The sequence below is a fragment of the Leucobacter sp. L43 genome, assembly GCF_016597785.1.
In the GTDB taxonomy this organism is placed as follows: Bacteria; Actinomycetota; Actinomycetes; order Actinomycetales; family Microbacteriaceae; genus Leucobacter; species Leucobacter alluvii.
This window is the reverse complement of sequence record NZ_JAENJG010000003.1, coordinates 96,251-122,575: the sequence shown is the minus strand read 5'-3', so window position 1 is coordinate 122,575 and position 26,325 is coordinate 96,251. Positions and strand designations below refer to the sequence as shown.

Here is a 26,325-nt window from a genome sequence, read left to right as displayed (position 1 = left end):
GGCGATCGCGATCCGGAATGCCATGCGCCCATCGTCGAATGCGGTGCGGGATCACGGCAGAGCCTTGCGTCCGGCCCGTCTCCCGCGATAAGAGTGTGGCATGCCCACCCGTCTGCTCATCATCGCCGATACCCACCTGCCGAAACGGGCGAAGCGAATGCCAGGGGCGGTGCTCGCGGCTGCGGCGACGGCCGACCTTGTGCTGCACGCGGGCGACTGGGTGGATGCCGCGACCCTCGACCTGCTGCAGGCCTCCTCTCGTTCGCTCGTCGGCGTATGGGGCAACAACGACGGCCCGGAGTTGCGCGCGCGGCTTCCCGAGGTCGCGCACATCCGCGTCGAGGAGCTCGACATCGCGATGGTGCACGAGACCGGTGCCGCAGCGGGGCGCGAGCAACGGGCGGACACCGCATTCCCCGACGCCGACGTGCTGGTCTTCGGCCATTCGCACATTCCTTGGGACACGGTCTCACCCGGCGGCTTGCGCCTGCTCAACCCGGGTTCCCCGACCGATCGTCGCCGCCAGCCGCAGTGCACCATGATGCTCGCCGACGTCGACGGCGCGGATCTCTCCGTCGAGCTGATCCCCGTGGATCGCGACGCCTGACTCACTCTCCCTGATTACGCGCGGATGGCACATGATCGGCACTCGTGCAAGGCCCGTCCCCTCTCGAATTCCTTCGACTACAAACGGTGTCACACCGGCAACGATCCGGCGTGGAAGGAGAGAACATGTCCCATGAGAATGAGCTCCTCGGGAGCGGAAACGCGAATCCGAATCGCACACCATCATCCGGCACGGTCGACACCGCCAAGGAGGAGGCCGGCGAACTCGCCCACACGGTGCAGGAGGGTGCGAGCAACGTCGCCCACACCGCGAAGGACGAGATCGGCAACGTCGCTGAGGAAGCATCGATGCAGTTGCACGAGCTCGTCGCGCAGACGACTCGCGAGCTCAACGACGAAGCCTCCAAGCAGCAGTCGCGGCTCGCCTCCGGCCTGCAGCGCGCCGGCGACGATCTCGAAGCAATGGCTTCGAGCGCTTCGGGCGGCGGTGTCGCACCCGATCTCGTGCGCCAGACCTCTGAGAAGGTCGCGCGCATCGGCGACTGGCTCGACAGCCACGAACCGCGCGAAGTCGTCAGCGAGGTCAAGGCGTTCGCGCGCCGACGGCCGGGCGCCTTCATCGGTATCGCCGCGGTCGCAGGCGTCGTCGCGGGGCGCCTCACCCGCGCTCTCGCTGCGAATGCGCACGAGCAGTCCTCGTCCGAGTCGAGCGCTCCCGCGGGCGGGACGACTCCGGCGCGCCCCGTAACCAGTCCCAGCACCAGCACGTCTGCTCCGGGTTCGAGCCCGGCTGCACCCGTATCGCGCCCCGTCGCTCCCGCTGCACCTCCGGCAGCGCCCCCGGCCCCGGTCGCGCCGGCATCTGGTCAGCCAGCACCCCCTGCTCCGGTCGCGCCGGAATCTCCCCTTCCAGGAGTGGGCCCCGGCGCCCCGGGAACCGCGCCGGGTGCGCCCGGAGCCTCTCGCCACGGCGACGTCACGGGAGGAGGCGCAGATGGCCGACCCAACCCCCTCTGAAGAACGGGCAGCGAACGAATCGCTCGGTGACCTGCTGAGCGAGGTGACCGGAGATCTCTCGACGCTCATGCGCCAGGAGCTCGCACTCGCGAAAGCCGAGCTCCGCGAATCGGCGAAGAACACCGGCCGCGGAGCAGGCATGCTGGGCGGCGCGGCGTACGCCGGGAGCATGGTGGTGCTCTTCCTCTCGATCGCGCTCTGGGCAGCGCTCGCGACCCTGGTCGGCGGCGGGTGGTCGGGCGTCATCGTGGCCGCGGTCTGGGCGGTGATCGCCGCCGTACTGTTCGTCATCGGCAAGGCGCAGCTCAAGAAAGTCAAGGGCGCGCCGCAGACGATGGAAACCCTGCAGGAATTCATTCCGACACTCAAGAGAAATGAGGAGAACTTATGAACGAGTCACCGGATGCCATCCGAGCCGATATCGAGCGCACGCGCCGTTCCCTGGGCCAAGACACCGACGCCCTGGTCGACAAGGTCACTCCCGGCAAGATCGTGGACCGCCAGAAGGACAAGGTGCGCACGAAATTCGGATCCATCAAGGAGCGCGTGATGGGCGCCGCGGACGATGCGAGCGGCACCGCATCGGGAGTCGCAGGTCGAGCCGGGGATGCCGCCCATGACGCCGCACACACGGTCAAGGCGAAGGCCGAGGGGAACCCTCTCGCCGTCGGGCTCATCGCATTCGGCGTCGGGCTGGTCGCGGCGTCGCTGATCCCGAGCACTGACAAGGAGAAGGAACTGTCGCAGACGCTCCGCGAAGAGGCCCAGCCCCTCGTCGACGAGGCCACGGCTGCGGCGAAGTCGGTCGCATCGAACCTGCAGGACCCCGCCACGGAGGCCGCTGAGGCCGTGAAGTCGACGGCGACGGAGGCTGCCGAACACGTGAAGAGCGAAGCCACCTCGGCGACCGGAGACGTGCAGTCGCGCGCGGGCGAGGCGCGCGAGAACCTCTCCAACCAGTAGGGGCCGGTGCCGGCGAGTCGTCCGGCGTCGACGGATCGCCCGCTTCGGCGGGCGCCTCGTCGGCGCCGGACACTGGCGTGCACGGCCCGGTGCCCGCCCCCGCCGCCGCCGGGCCTCCGTTCGTCGACGCCCGCTCCGATCGCAACCCCCTGGCGCTCCTCGGTCTGGATGGGCAGAGTGGAGCGCACGTGGCCGAGGCGGCCATGCGATCAGCGAAGGGGGCGTCGCTCATATGGATGCGCAGGTAGACGAAGATGTCATCGCCCGGGCGAAGGGACCGACGACGTTGCGCCAGGTGCTTGTCGCCGTCATCTTCCTGGTCATCGTGGCCGCAGTGGCCTTCGGCGGTTCCATCGCTTCCACTGGCAACGTCGACGGGTGGTACGCCGATGCGGAGAAGGTGCCGTGGGATCCGCCGAACGCCGTATTCGGGCCCGTGTGGACGGCGCTGTACGCCCTCATCGCACTCGCGGGCTTCCTGATCTGGCGCCCGGGTTTCCGCATGGGCGGGCCGAACGCCGCCCGTTCCACCCTCTCGCTCTTCGTTCTGCAGCTGGTGCTCAATGCTCTGTGGACCCCGGTGTTCTTCGCCGGATATCCCGTTTTCGGCGAAGCAGCCTGGTGGATCGCCGCCGTCATCATCATCGCTCTGATCGTCGTGGTCATCGCACTCGCCGTGTCGGCTGCGAAGTGGTCGCGGGTCGCCAGCCTCATCATGGTGCCCTACCTCCTGTGGCTGTGCTTCGCGAGCACGCTGAACATCGGCATCATCGTCCTCAACTGAAGCGGGGGCGTCGTCTCCCTGAGAAGATCGGGGCATCATACTGCCTCCGATTGGGCAAATCCGCCGGAATCGGCTAAAATTAGTAGGAAGTGCAAGTTCGGGGGCACAGCGGACCGCATATCGCGGCGTCCAGTCCCTTCGCACTCGTCGAGACCGTGAGGCATCCAGCCCGCGCGTCCGCACACGACATTGCCTGAGGAGATCACTATGCAGCAGTCTCACGTCGTGGGACATACCCTCGTGTACCCGCACCACGGTGCGGTTACGATCACTGCGATCGAGGTGAAGAAGATCGGCGGCGTCGAGCGCACCTGGCTGACGCTGCAGCCCCTGCTCAACGAGCTCTCCATTCAGATCCCCGCGGATCAGCTGAACGAGATCGGCGTGCGCGAACTCATCGATCGCGATGGCATCGAGTCGCTCATCCAGATCCTTCAGGAGGAGTTCACCGAGGAGCCAGGCAACTGGTCGCGGCGCTTCAAGGCCAATGGCGAGAAGCTCGCTTCCGGCAGTGTGCACCGCGTCGGCGAGGTCGTTCGTGACCTGTGGCGCCGCAGCCAGGGCGCAAAGCTCTCCACGGGCGAGAAGGCGATGTACCAGCGGGCAAGCGGCATCCTCGTCACGGAGTTCGCGCTCGCCCGGGGCATCTCGGAGACTGACGCATACGAAGAGGTCGAGAAGATTCTCGCCGGCGAGAAGATCGCCGTCTGAGTTCCCCCTCCCGCAGAACGGGCCGCGCACGAAGACTCGTGCGCGGCCCGTTCTGCGTGGTGAGGAGCTTCGGCCGCGGCTGACGTCGAGTGGTGCCTTCGGCAAACCAGTGGCTGCCGCCGGAAGACGGTGACGGTCAGGCGGCGGCGTTCGCGACTCGCGCTGCGCGAAGCACTTCGACGAGCGAGGTAGTCGGGCGGCCGATCAACTCGGTGAGCGTCGGATCCTCGACATCGAGATCCCCCGCCGCGATGCCAGCGTCGAGCCCCTCGAGGAAGCCGATCGTCCCCGCATCCAGTCCGGCGCGTTCGAGCGCCGCGCGGAATTCGACAGCTGACACGTCGTGGTGCACGACCTCGCGACCCACCGCTTCGCCGATCGCCGCAGCGATCTCGTCGTACGTGACGGGTTCGCCCGCGAGCTCGTACACCTTGCCGACGTGCGCGTCATCGGCGAGCACGACCGCTGCCGCTGCCGCGTAGTCAGCACGAGCAGCCGCTGAGACGCGACCCCCGTGCGTGGCGGAGAGCAGCACGCCCGTCGCCTCGGCCTGGTCGAGGTTCGCCACGTAGTTCTCCGCGTACCAGTCGTTGCGGAGAATCGTGGCGGGGAGACCCGACTCCGCGATGGCGCGCTCCGTAGCGAGGTGCTCCGGCGCCAGCGCCAGGGAACTGCGCTCGACGTTCGCGAGGCTCGTGTACACGAGATGCTTGACGCCCGCGCGGGCCGCCGCCTCGATGACGGCGAGGTGCTGAGCCGTGCGCTTGCCGACCTCGCTCCCCGAGATGAGCAGTACGCGGTCGACGCCGGCGAACGCTCCCTCGACGGACGAGGTGTCGTCGTAGTCGAGCGGCACGACTGTGACGCCGCGCTCCGCGAGGTCAGCGGCCTTCGCGGGCGTGCGCGCACCGGCGACGATCTGCGCAGGGGCGATGCCGCGAGCGAGCAGTGCATCGATGACGAGGTGGCCGAGGGCGCCGGTGGCGCCGGTGACGAGAATGGTCATGGGGTTCCTTTCGGGAGGGGTTCGAGGAGTGCAGCGGTCTTCGACGGCCGCACATTCCCGAACGCGGGTACCCACTTTCCGGTAAGGTACTCCCCAAATGGTAAGTTATGCGGAATTGCGCGAAACCGGAGCCTTCGCTCCGGCGTGCTCGACGCGCGTGGTCCTCGATCACGTCATGAGTCGCTGGGGCGTGCTCGTGCTCTGCACGCTCTCAGACGGCACTCATCGCTGGGGAGAGCTGCGCCGTGAGGTCGAGGGCATCAGCGAGAAGATGCTCGCTTCGACCCTGCGCCAACTCGTCGCGGATGGCATCGTCCACCGGGAGTCACTGCCGACGGTGCCGCCGCACGTCGAGTACTGCCTCACCGAGCGCGGCCGCGACCTGATGGACCGCATGCTCCCGCTCATCGAATGGATCGCGGTGCGAGCCGATGACATCGTCGGCGTCGCATCGCGTGCCACGCCGAACGCCCGCTGATCCCGCACTCAGAGACCACCGGGTGGGCGACGGAATGGCTACATCTCTTCGTGAGTTCGGGGATCCGCACCGAACAATCGGCCGTCGGAGCGCCCGAGCGCGGTGATGGCCGACACCTCGGCCTCGTCCAGCACCACGTCGACAGCCGCGAGATTCTCCCGCTGCCGCTCCAGGTGCTGCGACCGCGGGATTGAGACGACGCCCCTCGCCGCATGCCACGCCAACACGACCTGCACCGGGGTGCACTCATGCGACTGCGCCAGCTCACGGATGACGGGTTCGCTGAGGATCGCCCCCGCGCGCCCGATCGGGCTCCACGCCTCCGTGATGATTCCGAGCTCGCGATGCGCTTCGACCGCTTCCACCTGCGGGAAGTACGGGTGCACCTCCAGCTGGTTCACGACGGGACGCACGCCGGTCTCCCCCTCGATGCGTTCGAGGTGTTCGAGGAGGAAGTTCGACACGCCGATCTGATCGACCACTCCCCGCTCGCGAGCGTCGATGAGACCCTGCCAGGCGTCGACGTACTGCGCCTGCGACGGATTCGGCCAGTGGATGAGATGCAGACCGATCGCATCGACGCCGATACGGGAGCGGCTCTCCTCGATGCTCGTCCGATTCGCGGGCGCCTCATGATGCCGGCCGGGCAGCTTGGACGTGACGATCACCCCGGCACCGGAGTCACCGGCGAGGCGCACACCGCGGCCGACGGAGCCCTCGTTCTCGTAGTTGACGGCGGTATCGAGCAGACGGTAGCCGGCACGCACCGCTGCCGCGACCGATTCAGCCCCAGCGTCGCCGTTCAGTCGATAGGTTCCGAGCCCGATGGGCGGGAGGACGAACCCGTTGTGCGCGGTGAACGGTGCGTACTCTGCCATGTTGCTCCTCCATTGGTCGCCGACTCGCGTACCTCCTGTCTAGCACGCCACGCTCGGCGCGGCCTGCCTCTCCCCGCCCCAATCTGCGAGCGGGGTCACTCTTCGTGCGTGTCGGGGATGCAACACGCACGAAGAGTGACCCCGCTCGGTGGGTGGGTGGGTGGGTGGGGTGAAGGTGGGTGGGTGGGGTGACGGTGGTGGGTGGGGTGGGTGGGGTGGGTGGGGTGGGGTGGGGTGGGGTGCCGCGTCGCGTCAGGCGAGCCAGGCCGGCGCGCGACCGCGCAGGAGCGGGCGGTCGAGGGAGAGCGATCCGGCGCCCGTGAGCGCGATCCCGAGCGCCGCCGCACCGAGCACCGCGACGAATTCGTAACCACCCTCGGCGACCCAGAATCCGGCCGCCGCGTGCACGAGCACGAGCGCCACGACCATGTCGATGGCGAGCAACAGGGCGACGAGCCGAGTCAGCAGCCCCAGAATCAGCAGGATCCCGCCGGCGAATTCGAGCACGGCGACCAGCGGCGCGGTGATCTCGGGAAGCGGAGCGCCCATCGCGCCGAACGATTCGACCGTGCCCGGGATCGTGAATTCGAAGAGCTTCTGCGCGCCGTGCATCAGGAAGACCGCGCCGAGCGCGAGGCGGATGATCAGCAGGCCCCACGCCGTCGAGGCGGTCGGGGTGGAGGCGTGTGGCGAACGGGTGCGGGGCATGTGTGTCTCGCTTTCATGGCATTGGTTCATTCGGCCGTTGGGGCCGGGCGCCAGGTTAGGAGATGCGGAGAGTATGAATCTGAGGAGTTGCGAACTCTGCGGTTTTGAGACGTCCGCATCTGGTATTCGTACCGGCGGGCCGGGTCAGCGCCGTCCGGCCTCCCGCGCCGCCCGGGCTCCCGCGCCGCCCGGGCCGCCGCGAGCCGGGTCACTTGCGGAGGGTGTCGCGAAGCGAAACCGGCCGACACGCGCCGAAAGTGACCCCGCTCGCACAGGGACGGCAGCGCAGCAGCGCAGGGACGGCAGCGCAGCGCAGGGACGGCAGCAGCGCAGCAGCGCAGCGGCGGGTCAGGCCGAGTGGATGTAGCTGCGCGGCACGCGCGAACCGATGCTGGTGAGGATCTCCCACGGGATCGTCTGAGCGGCGTGCGCCCATTCCCGCGCGTTCGGGCGCCACCCCTCCGCCGGACCGAAGAGCACGACCTCGTCCCCCTCGGCGACACCCGAAGCATCCGGCCCGAGATCGACGACGAACTGGTCCATGCAGACGCGTCCCACGCTCGGGAATCGGCGCTCTCCGATGGCGACGTCGAACTTGCCCGACATGATGCGCGGCACCCCGTCGGCGTAGCCGAGCGGCACGAGCCCGAGTGTGGTGTCTCGCTCGGCGGTCCAGGTGTGGCCGTACGAGACGCCATCGCCGGCGTGCACGCGCTTCATCAGCGCGAGCGGAGCCTTCAACGTCATCGCGGGCGTCAGCGACGTGTCGGGGTTCTCGAACGGGGTGTACCCGTACATCGCGAGTCCCGGGCGCAGAGCATCCAGGTGCAGGTCTGGACGGGCGAGTGCGGTGCCCGAATTGCCGAGGTGCATCTGCTCGACGGGAATGCCGTGCCGGTCGAACGAGGCCCGGGCGGCCAGCAGTCGCTCGAGTTGCACGCTGTTCTGCGGATGATCGGGTACATCGGCGTGCGAGAGGTGGCTGAAGAGGCCGTGCACGCGCACGGCGCCTTCCGCCCGAAGGCGCCCCAGCTGACGCAGCACCTCCGGCAGCTCGGCCTCGGTCACGCCGTTGCGGCTGAGCCCGGTGTCGACCTTGACGTGGACCTCCACGGGCCGGCCGATCTCGCGGGCGGCGGCGGCGATCGCGTCGAGCTGGCTGCGCGAGTTCACGCCGAGACGCACGTCTTGCGCGATGGCTTCGGCGTATCCGCTCGTCGACAACCAGCTCAGTATCGGGGCGGTGACCCCACCGGCGCGGAGCGCCAGGGCCTCGGAGATCGTGGCCACGCCCAGCGACCCTGCGCCGGCCGCGATGGCGGCGTGCGCCACCGGAAGTGCCCCGTGCCCGTATCCGTCGGCTTTGACGACTGCCATGAGCTCGGCGGAGGGCGCGAGCGCGGCGAGCACCCGGATATTCGACGCGATCGCGTCGAGGTCGACTTCGGCTACGGGTTCGGTGATCATCTGAGCGGCAACCACCCTTCCTTGGTTCGCCGCCACGTACGGAACGCAGCGTACCCACCAGTCTAGGCCGCGCGCGCAGTGCAACCTGCGCGCACCCCTCTGCTACGCCACGCGCACCCCGTGATCAAGTCGCACGATACGGTCGGCATTTGCGATCGCCGCGTCGTCGTGGGTCACGCACGCGACGGTGGCCCCGCGATTCGCTTCTTCGACGAGAATCGTCTGCGTGCGTGCGCGGCTCGCGGCGTCGAGGCCGGATGCCGGCTCGTCGAGGAGGAAGATCCGAGCCCGGCGTGCGATGCCCTGGGCGAGGAGCACCCGTTGGCGCTGCCCGCCGGAGAGCGCGGTGAACGGCCGCTCGGCGAGGTCGGCGAGGGCGACTCGCTCGAGCGCATCGACGACCCGGTCCCGCCGCTCGCTTCGGGCGAGTCGCCGCCGCTCCCAGGTGCCCATGGCGACCACCTCGCGAACGGTGACGGGGAGCGCGTCGGGTGCGGCGATGCGCTGCACGACGAGCGCGATGGATCCGGATCGCTCGACGCGGCCGCTCGACGGGGTGCGCACTCCCGCCAGCACTTCGAGCAGCGTGGATTTGCCCGCGCCGTTCGATCCAGCGATGACGGTGACGCTGCCGGGTTCGAGCTCGATGTCGATGCCTCGGAGCACCGGGGTGGTGTCGAACGAGAAGTGGATGCCGGTGGCGCGGAGACCGGCCGGCGGAGCGGCCGCGCGGGAGGTGCGCGGGTCCGTGAGAAGTGACATGCCTCAAGCCTAACTGATTTTGATAATGATTCTCGTTTATGAATATGATGAACGCGTGCTGCCACTTCTCGAACCCTTCACCGCCGACTTCGTGCTCCGCGCGCTCGTCGGCGGCGCCCTCGTCGCAGTCGTCTGCGGCGTCGTCGGCACCTGGGTCGTGATTCGCGGCATGGCCTTTCTCGGCGAAGCGCTCGGACACGGGATGCTGCCGGGCGTCGCCCTCGCGACCGTGCTCGGTCTGCCGACCCTGGCCGGGGCCGCTGTGAGCGCCGTCGCGATGAGCGTGCTCATCGGATGGGTGCAACGCCGCGGGCGCCTCTCGTACGACACCAGCATCGGCCTGCTCTTCGTCGCCATGCTCTCTCTCGGCATCATCATCGTGTCGCACTCCCGCAGTTTCGCCACGGATGCGACGGTGATGCTCTTCGGCGACATTCTCGCCATCACCCCCGCCGATCTCTGGCTGCTCGTCGGAGCCGCCGCGATCACGATCGCGGTCGCCGCCGGGTTCCACCGCCGGTTCGTCGCCGCGGCGTTCGATCAGCGCATCGCTGCAACGCTGCATCTGCGGCCGCAGCTCGCCCAGGTCGTCCTGGTCGGCCTCGTCACGCTCGCAGTCGTCAGCTCCTATCAGGCCGTCGGCTCGTTGCTGGTCGTCGGCCTCCTGCTCGCCCCCGCGGTCGCAGCAGCGCCATGGACCAGCAGCATCGCCACCCGCATGGCGCTCGCCACCGCGATCGGCGTGCTCGCGGTCTTCGCAGGCCTGCTCGCATCGTGGCATCTCGGCACCGCCGCGGGCGCATCGATCGCGGCGGCCGCCATCGCTCTCGCAGCCCTCTCCGGGGTCGGCGTCCGCATGGTCGATGTCGTCCGTCGCGCCCCGCTTCCCCAGATCACCGCACTCTCGTGAAAGGCACGATGTCTCCGCACCCCCTCCGCCCGTCCCGCGCGACTCCTCTGGCCGGAGCCGCCATCCTCGGCCTGCTGCTCGCCGGATGCAGCGCTTCCCCCTCCGATTCGAGTGCGCCAGCAGACGCAGCGTCGTCTGCTGAAACTCCGAGCGACGACACGGGCTCCGGCCACGGCGAGATCGAAGGAGCCGCCGAAGCCTCCGAGCCGCCGCTGCATCTCGTCTCCATCGATACTGCCGGATCGGTCTCGCTGCTCGACCTGCTCGACGGCACCGAGACCGGACTCGACGGCGTCCGCGCTCCGCGCTCGGTCGCCTCTGATGGGCGGTACGCCTTCGTCGCTGACGAGCACGGCGTTGACGTCGTCGACAGCGGCGCCTGGACGTGGGATCACGTCGACCACTTCCACTACTACCGGGCCGACCCGGCTTCTCCCGGAACCGTCGAGGGCTCCGGCGTCGCGTCGATCGCCACCGGCATGCTCTCGACCGCCGGCGGCACCGGCGTGTTCTTCCCCGACTCGGGTGAGGCGGTGCTGCTCGACAACGGAGCCCTCTCGAAGGGTGAGATCAACGAGACGCTGCGCCTCGAGGTCGCGCCGCACGACGGACTCATCGCCCCGCTCGGCGAGGGAGCCCTCGTCACCGAGGCTGACGGCAATGGGTGGATCGAGCGTGTGCGCGCCGTCGATGCCGCGGGTGACGAGATCGACTCCATCGCGTGCACCGAGGCCTCTGGCACGATCACCACGCGGCTCGCGCTCGTGGTGGGTTGCGCCGACGGGGCTGTGCTCGCGACTTCCGTGGCAGGCGAGACCGCATTGACGAAGGTGGCGTACCCCGCTGACGCGAGCGGTGACGCCCCTCCCGCGACGGAGTTCTCCGCCCGAAAGGGCCGCCCCACCGTCGCCGGCCTCGGAGATGGGAGCGGTGTCTGGCTCCTCGATACCCGCGAGCAGTCATGGCGCTGGATCGCGATGCCCGAGCGTCCCGTCGCCGCGTCCGCCGTCGATGATGAGGCGGGTCACGTCGTGACACTGGCTCCCGACGGCCGGGTGCGCGTCTTCGACGCAGATGGGGCGGAGCGCGCGGCGACCGATCCGATCGTCACCGATGCAGTGGGCGGCGGCGGCCAGGTTTCGCTCACCGTCGACGCGCAGCGCGCCTATGTGAACGACCCCGCTACGGGAGCGGTCTTCGAGATCGACTACGCCGACGGCGCACGCGTCGCTCGCACGCTCGAGACCGGGGTCCCGGCTCATTTCGTCGCGGAGGTCGGCCGGTGACCCCGGCGATCGAGGCGTCCGCATCTCGACGCCGCGCTCGGCGGGGAGATCATCGCACGCGGCGGCCGATCCGGCACGCGACTCTCGCGGCTCTCGCGACCGCGGTATTCGCCCTCACGGGCTGCTCAGCAGCGGCCGGATCCGGCGGCCTCGATCAGCCCCAGATCGTGGTCACCACCAACATCCTCGGCGACGTGGTCGGCGAGGTCGTAGGCGATCAGGCCGAGGTGACGACGCTCATGCGCGCGAACGCCGACCCGCATTCCTTCGAGATCTCAGCGCAGGAGGCCGCCATGCTGGGCGACGCCGACCTGATCGTGTCGAGCGGGCTCGGCCTCGAAGAGGGGTTGCAGCAGCACCTCGATCGCGCCGCCGGGGCGGGCGCCCCCCTGCTCGTGGCCGGCGACGCCGTCGAAGCGCTGCCCTACACGAGCGGTGACGCCGCGGGCGCCCCCGATCCGCATTTCTGGACGGACCCCGGCACCATGATCGACGTCGTCGATGCCATCGAGGTCTCCGCGTCGGAGATCGACGGCATCGACCGGACGAAGCTCGCCGAGCACGCGGATGCGTACCGGGAGGAACTGCGCACGCTCGATGCGGAGATGACCTCCGCCTTCGAGGCCATTCCGCAGGAGCGCCGCGCTCTCGTGACGAACCATCACGTGTTCGGATACCTCGCCGAACGCTACGGCTTCCGCGTGGTCGGTGCGGCGATTCCCGGTGGCACGACCCTCGCCGCCCCGAGCGCCGCCGACCTGCGGGAGCTCAGCGATGCCATCACCCGGGCGGGGGTCTCCACGATCTTCGCCGAATCCTCCCAACCCGACCGCTTGGTGCAGGTGCTCGCCAGCGAGGCCGACATCGATGTGCGCGTCGAGGAGCTCTACACGGAGTCGCTCACGGGCCCCGGCGAGGGCGCAGAGACCTACCTCGAGATGATGCGCGCGAACACCGCTCGCATCTCCGAGGGACTGACGAAGTAACACCCACCGAAAGAAAGCAGGACACCACTATGACCCGACGACACCTTCGATACGCCGCTCCCGCGGCGCTGCTCGGGCTCGCGCTGCTCGCAACCGGCTGCTCCTCGAGCACCGCGAACGATTCAGCGGCGGAAGAGTCGCCAGCGAACGCGTCGAGCGAGGATCACGCCCACTCCGACGAGCAGCGCGTCGCCGTCTCGTACGAGGGAGGCATCGCCGTGCTCGACGCCGAGACGCTCGAGCTGGTCGACGAATTCGAGAGCGAGGAGTTCACCCGTCTGAACGCTGCTGGCGATGGCCGCCACGTCTTCGTGACGACGTCGAAGGGGTTCGAGCTGCTCGATACCGCGAAGCCGGCGCTCACCGGCCTGACCGTGGACGCCTCGGCCGCCGGGCACGTCGTGCGCCATGCCGGCAAGACCGTGCTCTTCGACGACGGCACGGGCGAGACGACGATCTTCGACTCCCACGACCTCGCCCACGCGGAGGATGCGCTGCCCGAATCGGTGACGCACACCGCCGAGCACCCGCACCACGGCGTATCGATCGAGCTCGAGGACGGCACGCTCGTGACGACCCTCGGCGATGAGACCACTCGTTCGGGGGCCGTCGCCCTGCACGCGCACGACGACCACTGGGACGAGGTCGCTTCGAACGACCAGTGCCCCGGCATCCACGGCGAGGGGACTGCTGCTGACGAGGCGGTCGTCTTCGGATGCGAGAACGGCGCGCTGCTCTACCAGGACGGCGCGTTCACCAAGCTCGATGCCCCCGATGCCTACGGCCGCATGGGCAACGCATTCGTCTCCGAGACGAGCCCCATCGTCGTGGGCGACTACAAGTCCGACCCCGACGCGGAGGGCTACCTGCTCGGCTCGGTCGCACTCATCGACACCGCCACACAGGAGCTGCAGGTCGTCGATCTGCCGGAGAACGTGCGCTACACCTTCCGCGATGTCACTCGCGGCACCGACGATCTCGCGTACATCCTCTCGACCGACGGCTCCATCCACGTGCTGGATCCGGAGACCGGCGAACTGGTCGACGAGTTCCCCGTGATCGACGCCTGGGAGGGTCCGGCCGAGTGGCAGGATGCGCACCCGGCGATCATCGGCACCGGAGGCGACACGGCGTACGTGACGGAACCGGCGGCGAATTCGGTGCACGCGGTCGACCTGCGCACCGGTGAGATCACCGCCACAGCGGAGCTCGAGCACACGCCGAACGAGTTCGCGGTCGCGCTCGGCGAGCACTGACCCGCACCGACCGCAGCGATGCCGCGGTCGGCGGGAGTGCGCTGAGCAGCGCGCACTCACCCCTGAGGGCGTCGCATCACTCCGATGCGGCGCCCTCAGCCGTCTCTGCGAGCGCTCCGGCTTCGGCCGCCTCCGCCCAGGCGATGCCGCTGACGTCGATCTCCGCGGTCATGTCGCGCAGGAAGCGCTCGACGACCTCGCGCTCGTCGGGAGTGAGGCGCGCGGCGGCGTTGAAGCGGTTCGCCTGCTGCTGACCGACCGTGCGCTTCGCGGCTTCATGGGTCTCGGGCGTGATGCGGATGACGAGTGCTCGCCGATCATCTGGATGCCGCTCTCGCGAGATGTGACCGCCTCGCTCGAGACGATCGAGCAGTTTCGTCGTGGACGCGCTCGATATCCCCAGGTGGGCTGCGATGGCTCCGGGTGTCGGCAGCACCTCGGTGTTGCCTGCGACGATCAAGAAGTGCAGCGCCCGCATGTCGACGCTGCTGAGGCGCATGTACTTGAGCGAAGCAGCCGAGAGTCGTTCCTCCGCTTCTCGCAGTGTTCTGAGCGCCTCCATGAGCCGCGCGATCTGCTGCAGGTCGTCGTGGCTGAGACCGGTCCGGTCGACGAGTTCTGACTTCGGGTCGGAATGGTCCATCCGGTAGAGCGCGGAGGCGTCGCCGACATCGGCCGACACGTCGGTCTCAGCGCTCCGCTTGTTTTTCGTCACACGAGAATATTATCCTGAAGTTGATCACTTTCTAGGTGAGTAATCAAGATTTCTACATGAGCGGGGGCAACGTGGACGAGTTGCGAGAACACCGCGCGGTGCCGGGCACCGCAGCGCCGCTCGACAACGGGGGCCTGGTCTCCCGGTCGATCTCCGAAGTCTTCGCCACCCGCGGACGTTCGGCCGAGGCCTATCACCCCGCGTTCGCGCAGCTCTGGAAGATCTGCGGGGAACGCATCGCCGGCGGCAAGCGCATCCGCCCACGTCTGATGCTCGACATGTTCGCAGCGCTGAGCGACGACGATCTGCCTCCCGCGGCGATCGAGATCGCAGCGGCGATCGAGCTGCTGCACGCCTCGTTCCTGCTGCACGACGACGTGTTCGACGGGGACCTGACCCGCCGTGGCTCCCTGAACCTCGTCGGCCTGCTCGCGCACGATGAACGGCTGCCCCACGACCGACCCTCCCCGCAGCGCCTGCACTGGGCGCGCAGCTGCGGCATTCTCATGGGCGACCTCCTGCTCGCCGAAGTGCATCAGATCTTCGCCAGGGTCGACGTCGAGCCCGCCATGCGCACGCGCCTCCTCGACCTCCTCGCTCACGCGATCACCGAATCCGTGGTCGGAGAGCAGCTCGATATCGGGCTCGAAGACGGCACCGTCGTCGCCGACACCGCGACCGTCCTCGAGATGTGCCGCCTCAAGACGGCGACCTACACGTTCGAACTGCCGCTGCGAGCGGCCGCCATCCTGGCAGGGGCCGACTCCCCCGCAACCGACGCCGCGCTCGCTGCGGCAGGCGCTCACCTCGGGCTCGCGTTCCAGTTGCAGGACGACGTGCTCTCGACCTTCGGCGATCCCGCCGCGCACGGCAAGGATGCGTTCTCGGATCTGCGCGAGGGCAAGGAGACCGCTGTCATCTCGGCGGCGCGGATGACGAGCGCGTGGCCCGAGATCGAGCCGTCGTTCGGCACCGGATCCCTCACGAACGCCGAGGGCGAGCGCCTGAGAGGCCTGCTGCGGGACTGCGGGGCCGAAGCGTTCGTGCGCGGCCTCATCGACGATCAGATGCGCGCACTGCACGAAACGCTCGCCGATCCCGCATCCGGCCTCCCCGACAGCGCGCGGCAGCCTCTCGCGGCGCTGGCCGGTCGACTCGACGGGCGTCGCTCGTGAGGGCCGACACCCCGCTCGACCGGTACACCCGTTCGGCGATGCGCGCCTCCGCCGTCGTGATCCGCAGCTACTCCACCTCGTTCGGCGCCGCGACCCGACTGCTCGGGCGACGGCACCGCGCGCACGTGCGCAATGTCTATGCACTGGTGCGCGTCGCCGATGAACTCGTCGACGGCGTCACCGAAGGGGCCGGGCTCACGCCCGGCGAGCAGGCGGACGCGCTGCAGCGACTCGAAAGCGAGGTCGGGAGAGCGATCGGCTCTGGCTACTCGAGCGACCTCATCGTGCACGCCTTCGCGCGCACCGCGCGGGCCGCTGGGATCGACGCGGCGCTCACCGCCCCGTTCTTCGCCTCGATGCGCGCCGACCTGCCCGCGCCGACCGACACGGCGGAGCTGCGCGGGTTCGATGCCGAGCAGCACGGCGCCTACGTCTATGGCTCGGCCGAAGTCGTCGGTCTCATGTGCCTGCGCATCTTCACCCGGCATCGCTCGCTCGACGCGCTCGAGCAGCACCGCCTCGAACGCGGGGCCCGCAGCCTCGGGGCCGCATTTCAGAACGTCAACTTCTTGCGCGATCTCGCAGATGACACCGACCGCCTCGGCCGCAACTATCTCGGCACGCAGGAGCGTCTCACCGACGCCGATCGGATCGATTGGGTGCGTCGAATCGAAGCGGAGCTCGCCGACGCGCGAGCGGTGCTGCCGCTCCTGCCCAAGGACGCGCGGGCCGCGGTGCGCTCCGCACTGAACCTCTTCGCAGCCCTGAGCCGCCGGATCTCGCGCACGACGATCGATGAGCTGTACGCTCGCAGGGTGCGCGTGCCCGACTGGCAGAAGACCGCGATCATCGTGCGATCCATCGCCCGCACTGCGGGGGAGACTCGATGAGCGCGGCATCCGCACGCCGTCGCGGCTTCGACGCGGCTCCGCGCACCGTCGTCATCGGCGGCGGTATCGCCGGTCTCGCTACGGCGGCGCTCCTGGCCAAGGAGGGCCATGCCGTGACGGTGCTCGAGCGCGGAAACCGCGTCGGCGGCCGTGCTGGCACCGTCTCACGAGACGGCTTCCGGTTCGACACCGGACCCTCCTGGTATCTGATGCCGAGCGTGTTCGATCACTACTTCGAGATGCTCGGCACGACGACGCGGGAGCAGCTCGACCTCCGCCTGCTCGACCCCGGCTACCGCGTCTTCAGTGAGCCGGGCGCCGACGGCAGCGCGCCGGAGCCGATCACGATCCCCGCGGGCCGCGGCGCCGCGCGAGCCGTGTTCGAGCGCCTCGAGCCTGAGAGCGGGCAGGCGTTCGATGCATACCTCGATTCGGCGGCCGAAACCACGGTGATGGCCGAGCGGTACTTCCTCTACAACCCATTCACCCGGCTGCGCACGCTCGGCGTCCCGCCCGTGCTGCGCGCACTGCCCCGGCTGGCACGGCTGCTCGGCACCTCGCTGCGATCCTTCGTGGCGCAGCGCTTCGAGCACCCGGTGCTGCGCCAGGTGCTCGGGTATCCGGCGGTCTTTCTCGGCACGAACCCGAAAGACGCCCCCGCCATGTACCACCTCATGAGCGCCCTCGATCTCGACGAGGGCGTGCGCTACCCGATGGGCGGTTTCCACTTCCTGGTCGAGCGCCTCGCCGCGCTTGCGGAGGAGGCGGGTGCGCGCTTCGTGCTCGGCGCCGACGTGACCGAGATCGAGGTGGGCGCCGGATCCCCTCAGGCCGATCACCCGGCGGCCGGCCGCAGCACCGGCTTCTCGACGTCCGCGCGGGCCGTGCGCTGGCGGGATGCCGACGGCGACGAGCACCGCCTTCCCGCGGACGTCGTGGTCTCCACCGCCGACCTGCACCACACCGAGACGCAGCTGCTGCCGGAGGCCGCTCGCACCTACCCCGAAGACTGGTGGTCGAAGCAGATCAGCGGCCCCGGCGCCGTGCTCGTGCTGCTCGGGGTGCGCGGGGCGCTGCCGGAACTCCCCCATCATTCGCTCTTCTTCGCCCGCGATTGGGAGCGGAACTTCGGCGACATCTTCGACGAGCCGCGGCGGATCCCGGCGCCCGCCTCGTCGTACGTGTGCAAGCCGAGCGAGACCGATCCGAGCGTGGCGCCCGCCGGCCACGAGAACCTCTTCGTGCTCGTGCCCGTGCCGGCCGATCCTGAGATCGGCAGCGGGGGCAGCGACGGCGCAGGTGACGGCGTCGTCGAACGAGTCGCCGATGCTGCGATCGATCAGATCAGTGCGTGGGCGGGTATTCCCGACCTGCGCGAGCGCATCGTCGTGCGCGAGACGATCGGCCCGCGCGATTTCGTCGACGACTACCACTCGTGGAGCGGCGGCATGCTGGGGCCGGCGCACGTGCTGCGCCAGAGCGCGCTGTTCCGCGCCCAGAACCAGTCGAAGCGCGTCGACAACCTCTACTACGCCGGGGCGACGACCGCTCCGGGCGTCGGCATCCCGATGTGCCTGATCAGCGCCGAACTCGTGCTCAAGCGCATCCGAGGCGATCACTCAGCCGGCCCGCTGCCGACCCCGGAGCGATCCTGACGTGGGAATCATCTACCTCGCATCCCTGCTCGGAGCGAGTGGCTGCATGCTGCTGCTCGATGCGCGCTTCCGGCTCTTCTTCTGGCGCGACTGGCGCGCCGCGACCATCGTCACCGCCGTCGGCGTGCTGTTCCTGCTCGCCTGGGATCTCGTCGGCATTGTGACGGGCGTCTTCCAGATGGGCGCGAGCCCGGGCATGACGGGCATGCTCATCGCGCACGAGCTTCCGATCGAGGAGCCCGTCTTCCTGGCCTTCCTCGTGCTGTGCACCATGGTGACGTTCACCGGCGCCGTGCGCATCATCGAACGGCGAACGAGCCGGGCGGGCCGCGCGGGCCAGGGTGAAACCATCGGGGAGGATCGATGACCTACCTCCTCATCAGCATCCCGTTTCTCGCCGCAGCGCTCCTCGGAGCGCTCGCGCTGACGCCCTGGCGCGAACCGGCCGTCGCGCGACGCCAATGGGCGGCGACCGGCATCGCGATCGTCGTGCTCGCGATCCTCACCGCCGTCTTCGACTCACTCATGATCGCCGCCGATCTCTTCTCGTACGGCCACGGGCGCACGCTCGGCCCGACCGTCGGCCTCGTCCCCGTGGAAGACTTCAGCTACCCGGTGACCGTGGCGCTGCTCGCCCCGGCGCTCTGGACCCGGCTCACCACGCGGAAACGCGTCGCAGGAGAGGACCCGACCGATGCACGCGCGTGAGCACTCCGGCTGGAACGCACAGCTGCTGAGGCAGGCATTCGTCGCATCTCGACCTGTGAGCTGGATCAACACGGCGTACCCCTTCGCGGCCGCGATGCTGCTCACCACCCGCGAGGTCGACTGGGTGCTCATCGTGGGAGCGATCTACTACCTGATTCCGTACAACCTCGCCATGTACGGCATCAATGACGTCTTCGATTACGCCTCCGACATCAACAACCCCAGAAAGGGCGGGATCGAGGGCGCTCTGCTCGCTCCGAAGTACCACCGGCCGATGCTGTGGCTCGCCGCTCTGACGAATATCCCGTTCCTCGTGGTGCTCGCCATCGCCGGCGGGCCCGGATCATGGCTCGCCCTCGCGGTGAGCACATTCGCGGTCCTCGCCTACTCCGCGCCGGTGCTGCGATTCAAAGAACGACCGTTCATCGACTCCGCGACATCGAGCACCCACTTCGTGAGCCCCGCGATCGTCGGGCTCACGGCGGCCGGCGCGCACTTCACCCCGGAGCTCTGGCTGATCCTGCTCGCCTTCTTCTGCTGGGGCATGGCCGCGCACGCCTTCGGCGCCGTGCAAGACGTCGTGCCCGACCGGGAGGCCGATATCGGGTCGATCGCTACCGTGCTCGGCGCGGCAGCGACCGTGCGAGTCGCGCTCGCACTGTGGGCGCTCGCGGGAGTGCTGATGCTCTTCACACCGTTCCCCGGACCGCTCGCAGCAATCGTCGCGGTTCCGTATCTCGCGAACTGCGCGCCGTACGCCCGCATCAGCGACGCCGGCTCCGGGCGCACCAATCGTGCCTGGCGCCGCTTCATCTGGCTGAACTACGCCTCGGGGGCGCTCGTCACGATGATTCTCATCGTCTGGTGGTTGCGCACCGCGTAGCACTCGGTCTCACCGCTGCTCCCGTTCGCAACATTTCGTGCCCTAAGAACCTCGTTACGTCAAGGGCTTATCGGGAAACGGCGCGCACTCGTACGCTGATGCATGCAGGAGCCGCACTGCGGGGTCCCCTGCCGCGGCAGTTCAGAAGGAGTTTGGCATGCGCTTCCCATCGGATCACAGCCGCGAACCGGAAGCCCTCCGCACCGTCGGCGTCGAGGAGGAGTTGCTGCTCGTCGACCCGCGCACCGGCCGGCCGGCCCCGGCGATCGAACTCGTTCTCGCCGCCGCCGCTTCTGACGACGTCGCCGCCCTCGTTCCCGAGGCGGCGGGCGTCACGCATCTCGAGCGCGAGAGCAAGCGCGAGCAGATCGAAGTCATCTCGGTGCCGCATACCTCGCTCTCCGACCTCGCACGGAGCATCATGGCGGGGCGCACGCTCGCCGACGCGGCCGCTCAGCAGCTCGGCTTGCGCGCGGCGGCGATGGCGACCAGCGCGACGGCGGGGCCGACGCAGCTCACCGTCTCCGGTCGCTACAGCGCGATGGAAGAGCGATTCCAGGGCATGATGCGCGAGCAGCTGACCTGCGGCCTGCACGTGCATGTCGGCGTGAGCGACGACTCCGAGGGCGTCGCCGTGCTCGATCGCATTCGGCCCTGGCTGCCGCTCGTCCTCGCGCTGAGCGCGAACTCCCCCATGTGGAACGGCGCGGACAGCGGCTACGCGAGCCAGCGGTACCAGGTGTGGAGCCGATGGCCGACGGCGGGGCCGTACGACACCTTCGGGTCTCCCGCGGACTACCACCGCACGGTCGACGAGCTGCTCGCCACCGACGTGCTCGTCGACGAGGGAATGATCTACTTCGACGCGCGCCTCAGCCCGCGCTACCCGACCGTCGAGATCCGCGTCGCCGATGTCTGCCTGGAGGCCACGCATTCCGTTGCGATCGCCGGGATCATCCGCGCCCTCGTCACGACCGCCGCGCACGAGTGGCGCTCGGGCTTCTCGCCCGACCCGTTGCCGACCCCCGTGCTGCGCCTCGCAATGTGGTCGGCGAGCCGGCACGGTGTCACGGGTCCGCTCCTGAACCCGATCCTCGGCAAGCCGAGCGCCCCCGACGTCGCGATCGACGCGCTCCTCGCGCACATCGCTCCGGCCCTCTCGGCGTCCGGAGATCTCGATCGCGTGTCGCGCATGGTCGCCGACGTCTTCGCGAACGGGACCGGTGCGGAGCGGCAGCTTCGCGCACTGCACGCCCGTCGCAGCGCCCGGGCGCTCGTGGAGGAGGCGATCGAGCAGACGCACCGCTCGATCGGCCCCTCATCATCGGTGCTCGATCCACTGCCCATCTGAGCCGATCGACGATGTCGCTGCGTGCACCGGCATCGATCCGTCCGACCGCATCTCGCACCGCATCCATCTCCAAAGGAGTTCACCGTGATAGAGCCGCATCGCGCTCGGCCGACCCAGCCCTCGGCGGGACCCGTCGCAGCAGCCACGGCGGTTTCACTGTCGTCGACGGCTCGTTCGCAACCCGTGATTCCGGTGCACGCGGACGCGGAGCCGCCGCAGCAGCACCCGCTGCGGCTCGCGAGTCTCGCCGCGCTCTTCGGTCTGAGCCGCCGCCGGTCGGTTCCCGCGAATTCGGCACTCCCCGATGATGACCCGTACATCGCCTACCTGCGGTGGGCGTCGAAGAGTGCCGCGGCAACCGCGGACCGCTCGATCCCCCGCGACCGCCTCGGCCGGAGTTCAGCTCTCGACGATAGCGAAACCGCGGCCGCGTAGCCGGGAGCGCTCCTCGGCGAGATAGTCCACGAGCCGGACTCGTGTGGCCTGCGTGTGAGCGGCGATGAGCGTCGCCGCCCGGTCGGCGTCTCGTGCCTGCACGGCGCCCAGAATCTCACGATGGCCGTCGCGCACCTGGGCTCGGGACGCCGCGGTGCGCACGACGAGCCATCGCGGGCGAGCAAGCCGCGTGAGCGTCGACGTGACGGCGTCGAGCAAGAAGGGGTTGCCGCTCAGCTGGGCGAGCGATTGGTGGAATCCGCTCCCCTCGCGCAGGCTCGTCGCCTGGTCGTCGAGTTCTCCCGGCGCGATGAGCGACTCCTCCAGTGCGCGCAGTTCGGCGTCGCTCGCACGCTCCACCACCAGGCGCACGACGCCGACCTCGAGGAGCTCCCGGTACTCCATGACCGCGCGCACCTCGGTCACGTCGATCGGGGCGACGCGCCAGCCACGACCCTCGCGCCCGGTGAGCCCTTCCGCTTCCAGCCGGATCAGCGCGGCGCGAATCGGGGTGCGCGATGCGCCGAGAGCCTGCTCGAGCCCCCGCTCCGAGAGCCGTTCGCCGGGCATGACGTCGAATTCGAGGATCGCCGTTCGCAGAGCTTCGTACGCCCCGGATTCAGAGCTCGTCACCATGCCGCCAGTATGACATACCGAATTGGTATACCATTCGGGTACACCAGAGGGGGCAGAATGAGTCACGAGTCGGCGAGATCGAGCGACGCAGTACCCGCGCGGGCCTGGGCCGTGCTCGTGCTCGGTCTCCTCGCGCAGGCTGCCGGCACCATGCTGGTCAGCGCACCCGTCTACCTCATCCCGCTGCTGCACCTCGAGTTGGGGTTGCCTCTCGCCGCGGTCGGGATGCTCACCGCTGCTCCGACGCTCGGCATGGTGCTCACCCTCGTGCTCTGGGGCGCAGCGGCGGATCGCTTCGGCGAGCGCTGGGTGATCGCAGGCGGGCTCGGACTCACGGCGGCGGCGGCGGGCGCTGCGGCCGTGACTGCCGCGCTGACCAGCGACCTCATCCCGCTCGGCATCGCGCTCTTCTGCGGAGGCGCGGCCGCCGCGAGCACCAACGCGGCAAGCGGCAGAGTCGTCGTCGGTTGGTTTCCGCGTCACCGGCGCGGACTCGCCATGGGCGTGCGTCAGATGTCTCAGCCCCTCGGTGTCGCAGCTGCCGCGGTCGCCGTGCCTCCCATCGCGTCGGCGCTGCAGACCGCAGGCGTCTTCCTCGTGCTCAGCGCCGTGCTCAGCGTCATCACCGTCGCGTGCGCCATCGGCATCCGCAACCCGCCGAGACCGAGCCTCACCGGCGCCGCCAGGAGCGAGCCGGCACGCCATTCGAATCCGTACCGAGCGAGCGGGTTCCTCGCGCGAATCCATGGAGTCTCCGTACTGCTCGTCGTGCCTCAGTTCGCCCTCGCGACCTTCGGCATGGTGTGGCTGATCTCGGGGATCGGATGGAACGCCACTGCTGCAGGTCTCCTCATGGGCGGCGCTCAGTTCATCGGCGCCCTCGGCCGCATCGTGATCGGCGGCCTGAGCGACCGCGTCGGCGATCGCGTGCGCGTACTGCGCTGGGTCGCCATCGGCGGCGTGATCGTCATGGTGCTCCTCGCCCTCATCGGCTTCACCCACGAAGCGATCCCGGGAGGGTTCGCCATCGGCGGCATCGTGCTCGTGCTCGCCACCGTGGTGAGCGTGGCCGACAACGGCCTGGCGTACACCTCCGTCGCCGAGGCGGCGGGCAGCGCTTGGGCCGGACGCGCCCTGGGTGTGCAGAACACCGGTCAGTTCATCGCCGCATCGGCCGTGGGTCCAGGTATCGGAGCGGCGATCGCATTGCTCGGCTACCCGCTCGTGTTCGGCATCATCGCGCTCGCCCCGCTGATCGCCATCCCGCTGATCCCGCAAGAGGATCGGCACGGGTAAGGCGATCCGCCGCGCATCGCGCGCAGCTTCGGCGCGGCGCCGCCGCGATCCTCGCGCGTTACCAGTCACATCTGCCGACGACAACCCCGCTCCGCGAAGCGGCGGCCTACCGTAGCGTCGAGAACCAAGGAGGTCATCATGACATCGAAAGACGCATCACACCCGACCGCAGCATCGCCCGACTCCGTCGAGGAATCGGTGCCGGAGGCCATGGACCGGGTCGGCCAGACCGGCCCCGACGCTGCAGACCCACCGCGCGCCGGCGCAGACGATCCACTCGACAGCACGAACGGCAAGCCCAACAGCGACGCGCAGCTCGACGGCGAGACCTCGAACCCGGCGTCCGATGAGGAACTCGACGACGACGAGGGCGCCGATGCCTTCGAGACCCAGCAGGAAGCGGATCGCAACAGCCGAGACGAGGGCGGCGAGCGAGACGACCTGGATCACATCACGGTCGACACCCCCGACTGATCACTCATCATCGCCCGGCCCGCGAGGGTCGGGCGTGCTGCCGCGCCGGAACGAGATGCGCGGCAGCACGGCCCACACGCCGACGACGACGACACCGCCGATCGCCAGCGTGATGAGCCCCGCGGAGCGCCCGACGGCGAAGTCGAACACCAGCGCCGTGACGCCCGCTGCGAGCAGTGCGAGTACGACGAGGTCGGCTGAGAGCAGACGCCCGCCGAGCCGCACGATGTCTGGCTTGCGCCCTTTCCCGAAGAACGTGCGGTGCAACGTGACCGGAGCGAGACCCAGCACGGCGGCGATGCCGGCGAGCGCCACGAGCACCAGGTACAGGGTGAGCTGAAACCGATCGAGATCCTGAAACCTCGGCTGGAACGCGAGCGCCAGCAGAAAGCCGCCGAGGATCTGCGTGCCCGTCTGCGCGACGCGCAACTCCTGGAGTATCTCGTTCCAGTTTCGGTCGGCGCGCTCGTTCGTCGACTCGGAGCGGCCGTCGCCGTTCAGATCGGTCATACGCCGACTGTACGGCCTCGCGGGGCTCGGCAGCCAGCCCTCCGGTTCACGCGAATTCCCGGATCGCGGCAGCCACCTCACGAGGAGCGGTGTGCTGCACCGCGTGACGATGACGGGCGAAGGTCACGGAACCCGATCGGGTCGCACGGTCGCGGAGCAGCCGGGACCATCGCGCACCCGCCACGACGTCTTGGCCGCCTCGGACGACGAGTGCCGGGACGCGCACTTCAGCAATCCGTTCCTCGAGGCGGTACCGCACCATGTACCGCGCCTGTCGCAAGAAATAGCGGGGCCCGCAACGGAGGTACGCCGTGAGGACGAGCCCGTTCACCGACGGTGTCTCCCTCAGGGCGTCCACCACCAAGGCCCGGAATTGCGCCAGCACCGATCGGTGCTCCCGATCCACCACCGGCCCGATGAGCACCACCGCGCGCACCAGATCGGGTCGCAGCCGCGCGACCTCCGTGACCCACTGGGCGCCCATGGAGTGTCCGATCATCACGAACGGCGGCCCGCCCACTCCCTCCAGAACCCGGCCGAGCGCATTCGCCATCTCACCGACGTCGGGCGCCGACGCAGGCTTCGGAGCGCTGCCGAACCCCGGGAGGTCGATCGACCACACGTCAGCGCTTCGCGCGAGTTCGCGATGCAACCGCGAGAGGTAGTGATGCGAGGTGCCGATGCCATGTACGAGAACGTACCGGGAATCGGGGGAAGCGGCGGAAGCATGAGGTGCTCGCGTCGCGAACACGCCGAAGCTCAGGCCGCCAACGCGAATGCGGCTCCCTCGCGACGCATTCACTGGGCGTCGGCAGGAACTCGGATCTGCAGAGCCCCGGGTTCGATCCACGCGTTGAACGCTGTGGCTTTGCCGAAGCCGTCACCATCGAGCTCGATCTCCTCCGGGCGTGAGAGACGAGCGACAAAGCGCTTGCCCGTGCGGTAGCTGAGGTCGCCGTCGTCCTTCTGCTTCCCGGTGAGTGCTCTGCCCGAACGAGTGCGGCGGATGACGCCGTTCACCCACGCCACTTTCGCCCATACCCTGATCCAACCGAGAAGCCCGCCGGGGCGAATGAGGAGGATATCGAACTGACCGTCGTCCACGACCGCGTCCGGCAGGAGAAGGATATTCGCCGGCAGAGACCCGCAGTTTCCGATGATCACCGTATGCGCGACGGCCCGTTTCGTCCGCCCATCGTCGAGACGGAAGCGGAAGTGCAGCTCGTTCGGGTCCCTGAGCGACTTGACGATCGCACCGAGATACGCCAGCCAGCCGGCCTTCGCCTTGAGGTCGTCATCCGTGTTCTCGATCATTTTCGCATCGATGCCCATACCCGCCATCACGACGAAGACGTGCTGGTCTCTCGTCGCGTCCGGCCGCTCGATGTCGATCACGCCCAGATCGATGGGCCGATCCCTCCCGGTGAACGCCGAGGTGACGGATCCCGGCATGTCGTTGAGCGTCAGCTTGAGGTTGCGAGCGAGCAGATTGCCCGTGCCGGAGGGGAGCAGGGCGAGCGGGATCCGCGATCCGCGAAGTCCCTCCGCGACCGCGCGCACCGTCCCATCACCACCGGCGGCGATCACGAGGTCGACATCAGCTCGCCTCGCTTCTTCGACCATGCCCTGGCCGGCATCGTCCGCCGTGGTCTCCAACCAGACCGGCTCGTTCCAGCCGGCATCTGCAGCCGCTCGCTGCACTTCATCCCGAAGCACGTCGAGGTCGACCTTGATCGGGTTGTAGATGACGGCAGCAGTCTTCAGATGGGTATCGACCATTTGCTCATCGTACGATCTCGGGGCGCTGAGGCGCCAACC

General features: G+C 69.0%; 31 protein-coding genes. 21 read left to right on the top strand and 10 right to left on the bottom strand.

What is annotated here, in order from left to right; genetic code table 11:
• Positions 1 to 100 precede the first annotated feature (100 nt).
• From JE033_RS12620 to JE033_RS12595, 6 genes are all read left to right on the top strand, one after another.
• A complete protein-coding gene (locus tag JE033_RS12620; protein WP_200332098.1) occupies positions 101 to 607 on the top strand; it encodes a metallophosphoesterase in 507 nt (168 codons plus the stop codon).
• Between the two features lie 125 nt (positions 608 to 732).
• Positions 733 to 1,584 carry a hypothetical protein gene (locus tag JE033_RS12615; RefSeq protein WP_200332096.1) on the top strand — a complete coding sequence of 284 codons (852 nt, stop codon included), beginning with the start codon at positions 733 to 735 and terminating at the stop codon, positions 1,582 to 1,584.
• Entirely contained in the window at positions 1,562 to 1,975 is a 414-nt protein-coding gene (locus tag JE033_RS12610; protein WP_200332094.1) for a phage holin family protein, read from the top strand. Before JE033_RS12615 ends, JE033_RS12610 begins: the two co-directional genes overlap by 23 nt.
• Positions 1,972 to 2,547 carry a DUF3618 domain-containing protein gene (locus JE033_RS12605; RefSeq protein WP_200332092.1) on the top strand — a complete coding sequence of 192 codons (576 nt, stop codon included), beginning with the start codon at positions 1,972 to 1,974 and terminating at the stop codon, positions 2,545 to 2,547. The genes JE033_RS12610 and JE033_RS12605 overlap by 4 nt, the downstream gene beginning before the upstream one ends.
• A 232-nt stretch (positions 2,548 to 2,779) precedes the next feature.
• Positions 2,780 to 3,331, top strand: coding sequence for a TspO/MBR family protein (locus tag JE033_RS12600; protein WP_200332090.1), 552 nt, complete (start codon positions 2,780 to 2,782; stop codon positions 3,329 to 3,331).
• A 207-nt stretch (positions 3,332 to 3,538) separates the two neighbouring features.
• Positions 3,539 to 4,042, top strand: a complete 504-nt coding sequence (locus JE033_RS12595; RefSeq protein WP_090152699.1) for a CarD family transcriptional regulator — start codon at positions 3,539 to 3,541, stop codon at positions 4,040 to 4,042.
• Between the two features lie 136 nt (positions 4,043 to 4,178).
• Here the strand turns inward: JE033_RS12595 and JE033_RS12590 are convergent, their stop codons facing one another.
• Complete coding sequence (locus tag JE033_RS12590; RefSeq protein ID WP_200332088.1) at positions 4,179 to 5,048, bottom strand: SDR family oxidoreductase; 870 nt, start codon at positions 5,046 to 5,048, stop codon at positions 4,179 to 4,181.
• A 97-nt stretch (positions 5,049 to 5,145) separates the two neighbouring features.
• Here JE033_RS12590 and JE033_RS12585 point away from each other — a divergent pair, with 97 nt between their 5' ends.
• Positions 5,146 to 5,526, top strand: coding sequence for a helix-turn-helix domain-containing protein (locus tag JE033_RS12585; RefSeq protein WP_090152704.1), 381 nt, complete (start codon positions 5,146 to 5,148; stop codon positions 5,524 to 5,526).
• Positions 5,527 to 5,564: 38 nt separating this feature from the next.
• On the opposite strand, the gene JE033_RS12580 is transcribed toward JE033_RS12585, so the two are convergent.
• From JE033_RS12580 to aztA, 4 genes are all read right to left on the bottom strand, one after another.
• A complete protein-coding gene (locus JE033_RS12580; RefSeq protein ID WP_200332086.1) occupies positions 5,565 to 6,404 on the bottom strand; it encodes an aldo/keto reductase in 840 nt (279 codons plus the stop codon).
• Positions 6,405 to 6,656: 252 nt separating this feature from the next.
• A complete protein-coding gene (locus JE033_RS12575; protein WP_090152714.1) occupies positions 6,657 to 7,112 on the bottom strand; it encodes a DoxX family protein in 456 nt (151 codons plus the stop codon).
• Positions 7,113 to 7,460: 348 nt separating this feature from the next.
• Positions 7,461 to 8,594 (bottom strand): alanine racemase, encoded by a 1,134-nt coding sequence (gene alr / locus JE033_RS12570; RefSeq protein WP_336661884.1) that lies wholly within the window; start codon positions 8,592 to 8,594, stop codon positions 7,461 to 7,463.
• Positions 8,595 to 8,681: 87 nt separating this feature from the next.
• Positions 8,682 to 9,341 carry a zinc ABC transporter ATP-binding protein AztA gene (gene aztA, locus JE033_RS12565; protein ID WP_200332084.1) on the bottom strand — a complete coding sequence of 220 codons (660 nt, stop codon included), beginning with the start codon at positions 9,339 to 9,341 and terminating at the stop codon, positions 8,682 to 8,684.
• A 55-nt stretch (positions 9,342 to 9,396) separates the two neighbouring features.
• On the opposite strand from aztA, the gene aztB reads away from it, so the two are divergent.
• The 4 genes from aztB (at position 9,397) to aztD (ending at position 13,779) form a co-directional block, all read left to right on the top strand.
• Positions 9,397 to 10,251 carry a zinc ABC transporter permease AztB gene (gene aztB / locus JE033_RS12560; RefSeq protein WP_336661886.1) on the top strand — a complete coding sequence of 285 codons (855 nt, stop codon included), beginning with the start codon at positions 9,397 to 9,399 and terminating at the stop codon, positions 10,249 to 10,251.
• Between the two features lie 8 nt (positions 10,252 to 10,259).
• The gene (locus tag JE033_RS12555) at positions 10,260 to 11,537 is read left to right on the top strand and encodes an ABC transporter (protein ID WP_200332080.1); all 1,278 of its coding nucleotides are present in this window, start codon (positions 10,260 to 10,262) and stop codon (positions 11,535 to 11,537) included.
• 68 nt (positions 11,538 to 11,605) lie between these two features.
• The gene (gene aztC / locus JE033_RS12550; RefSeq protein WP_200332584.1) at positions 11,606 to 12,523 is read left to right on the top strand and encodes a zinc ABC transporter substrate-binding protein AztC; all 918 of its coding nucleotides are present in this window, start codon (positions 11,606 to 11,608) and stop codon (positions 12,521 to 12,523) included.
• A 29-nt stretch (positions 12,524 to 12,552) separates the two neighbouring features.
• The gene (gene aztD, locus JE033_RS12545; protein ID WP_200332078.1) at positions 12,553 to 13,779 is read left to right on the top strand and encodes a zinc metallochaperone AztD; all 1,227 of its coding nucleotides are present in this window, start codon (positions 12,553 to 12,555) and stop codon (positions 13,777 to 13,779) included.
• A 76-nt stretch (positions 13,780 to 13,855) separates the two neighbouring features.
• On the opposite strand, the gene JE033_RS12540 is transcribed toward aztD, so the two are convergent.
• Positions 13,856 to 14,494: a MarR family transcriptional regulator gene (locus JE033_RS12540; RefSeq protein WP_090152727.1), complete on the bottom strand. Its 639-nt coding sequence runs from the start codon at positions 14,492 to 14,494 to the stop codon at positions 13,856 to 13,858.
• A 35-nt stretch (positions 14,495 to 14,529) separates the two neighbouring features.
• On the opposite strand from JE033_RS12540, the gene JE033_RS12535 reads away from it, so the two are divergent.
• The 8 genes from JE033_RS12535 to JE033_RS12500 all read left to right on the top strand — a co-directional run bounded on the left by JE033_RS12535 (position 14,530) and on the right by JE033_RS12500 (position 21,591).
• Entirely contained in the window at positions 14,530 to 15,669 is a 1,140-nt protein-coding gene (locus tag JE033_RS12535) for a polyprenyl synthetase family protein (RefSeq protein ID WP_370567961.1), read from the top strand.
• Positions 15,670 to 15,707: 38 nt separating this feature from the next.
• Entirely contained in the window at positions 15,708 to 16,559 is an 852-nt protein-coding gene (locus JE033_RS12530; protein WP_090152821.1) for a squalene/phytoene synthase family protein, read from the top strand.
• A complete protein-coding gene (gene crtI, locus JE033_RS12525; RefSeq protein ID WP_200332076.1) occupies positions 16,556 to 18,214 on the top strand; it encodes a phytoene desaturase family protein in 1,659 nt (552 codons plus the stop codon). Before JE033_RS12530 ends, crtI begins: the two co-directional genes overlap by 4 nt.
• Position 18,215: 1 nt before the next feature.
• Positions 18,216 to 18,581 (top strand): lycopene cyclase domain-containing protein, encoded by a 366-nt coding sequence (locus tag JE033_RS12520; protein WP_200332074.1) that lies wholly within the window; start codon positions 18,216 to 18,218, stop codon positions 18,579 to 18,581.
• Positions 18,578 to 18,922, top strand: a complete 345-nt coding sequence (locus JE033_RS12515; RefSeq protein ID WP_090152735.1) for a lycopene cyclase domain-containing protein — start codon at positions 18,578 to 18,580, stop codon at positions 18,920 to 18,922. The genes JE033_RS12520 and JE033_RS12515 overlap by 4 nt, the downstream gene beginning before the upstream one ends.
• Positions 18,909 to 19,805, top strand: coding sequence for a prenyltransferase (locus JE033_RS12510; protein WP_200332072.1), 897 nt, complete (start codon positions 18,909 to 18,911; stop codon positions 19,803 to 19,805). Before JE033_RS12515 ends, JE033_RS12510 begins: the two co-directional genes overlap by 14 nt.
• A 157-nt stretch (positions 19,806 to 19,962) precedes the next feature.
• On the top strand, positions 19,963 to 21,156 hold the full coding sequence (locus JE033_RS12505; RefSeq protein ID WP_200332070.1) for a glutamate--cysteine ligase: 1,194 nt from the start codon (positions 19,963 to 19,965) through the stop codon (positions 21,154 to 21,156).
• 84 nt (positions 21,157 to 21,240) lie between these two features.
• On the top strand, positions 21,241 to 21,591 hold the full coding sequence (locus JE033_RS12500; protein WP_200332068.1) for a hypothetical protein: 351 nt from the start codon (positions 21,241 to 21,243) through the stop codon (positions 21,589 to 21,591).
• Here the strand turns inward: JE033_RS12500 and JE033_RS12495 are convergent.
• Positions 21,556 to 22,227, bottom strand: coding sequence for a GntR family transcriptional regulator (locus JE033_RS12495; RefSeq protein WP_200332066.1), 672 nt, complete (start codon positions 22,225 to 22,227; stop codon positions 21,556 to 21,558). The two genes, JE033_RS12500 and JE033_RS12495, sit on opposite strands and share 36 nt — an antisense overlap.
• A 57-nt stretch (positions 22,228 to 22,284) precedes the next feature.
• Here JE033_RS12495 and JE033_RS12490 point away from each other — a divergent pair, with 57 nt between their 5' ends.
• Complete coding sequence (locus tag JE033_RS12490) at positions 22,285 to 23,523, top strand: MFS transporter (protein ID WP_200332064.1); 1,239 nt, start codon at positions 22,285 to 22,287, stop codon at positions 23,521 to 23,523.
• A 138-nt stretch (positions 23,524 to 23,661) separates the two neighbouring features.
• Positions 23,662 to 23,997: a hypothetical protein gene (locus JE033_RS12485; protein ID WP_090152757.1), complete on the top strand. Its 336-nt coding sequence runs from the start codon at positions 23,662 to 23,664 to the stop codon at positions 23,995 to 23,997.
• Here the strand turns inward: JE033_RS12485 and JE033_RS12480 are convergent, their stop codons facing one another.
• Genes JE033_RS12480 through JE033_RS12470 form a run of 3 tightly spaced genes read right to left on the bottom strand, consistent with a single transcriptional unit; the run spans position 23,998 to position 26,286 of the window.
• Positions 23,998 to 24,507, bottom strand: a complete 510-nt coding sequence (locus JE033_RS12480) for a DUF6328 family protein (protein ID WP_200332062.1) — start codon at positions 24,505 to 24,507, stop codon at positions 23,998 to 24,000.
• Between the two features lie 46 nt (positions 24,508 to 24,553).
• A complete protein-coding gene (locus tag JE033_RS12475; RefSeq protein ID WP_370567960.1) occupies positions 24,554 to 25,309 on the bottom strand; it encodes an alpha/beta fold hydrolase in 756 nt (251 codons plus the stop codon).
• Complete coding sequence (locus JE033_RS12470; RefSeq protein WP_200332060.1) at positions 25,306 to 26,286, bottom strand: diacylglycerol kinase family protein; 981 nt, start codon at positions 26,284 to 26,286, stop codon at positions 25,306 to 25,308. The genes JE033_RS12475 and JE033_RS12470 overlap by 4 nt, the downstream gene beginning before the upstream one ends.
• Positions 26,287 to 26,325: the final 39 nt, after the last annotated feature.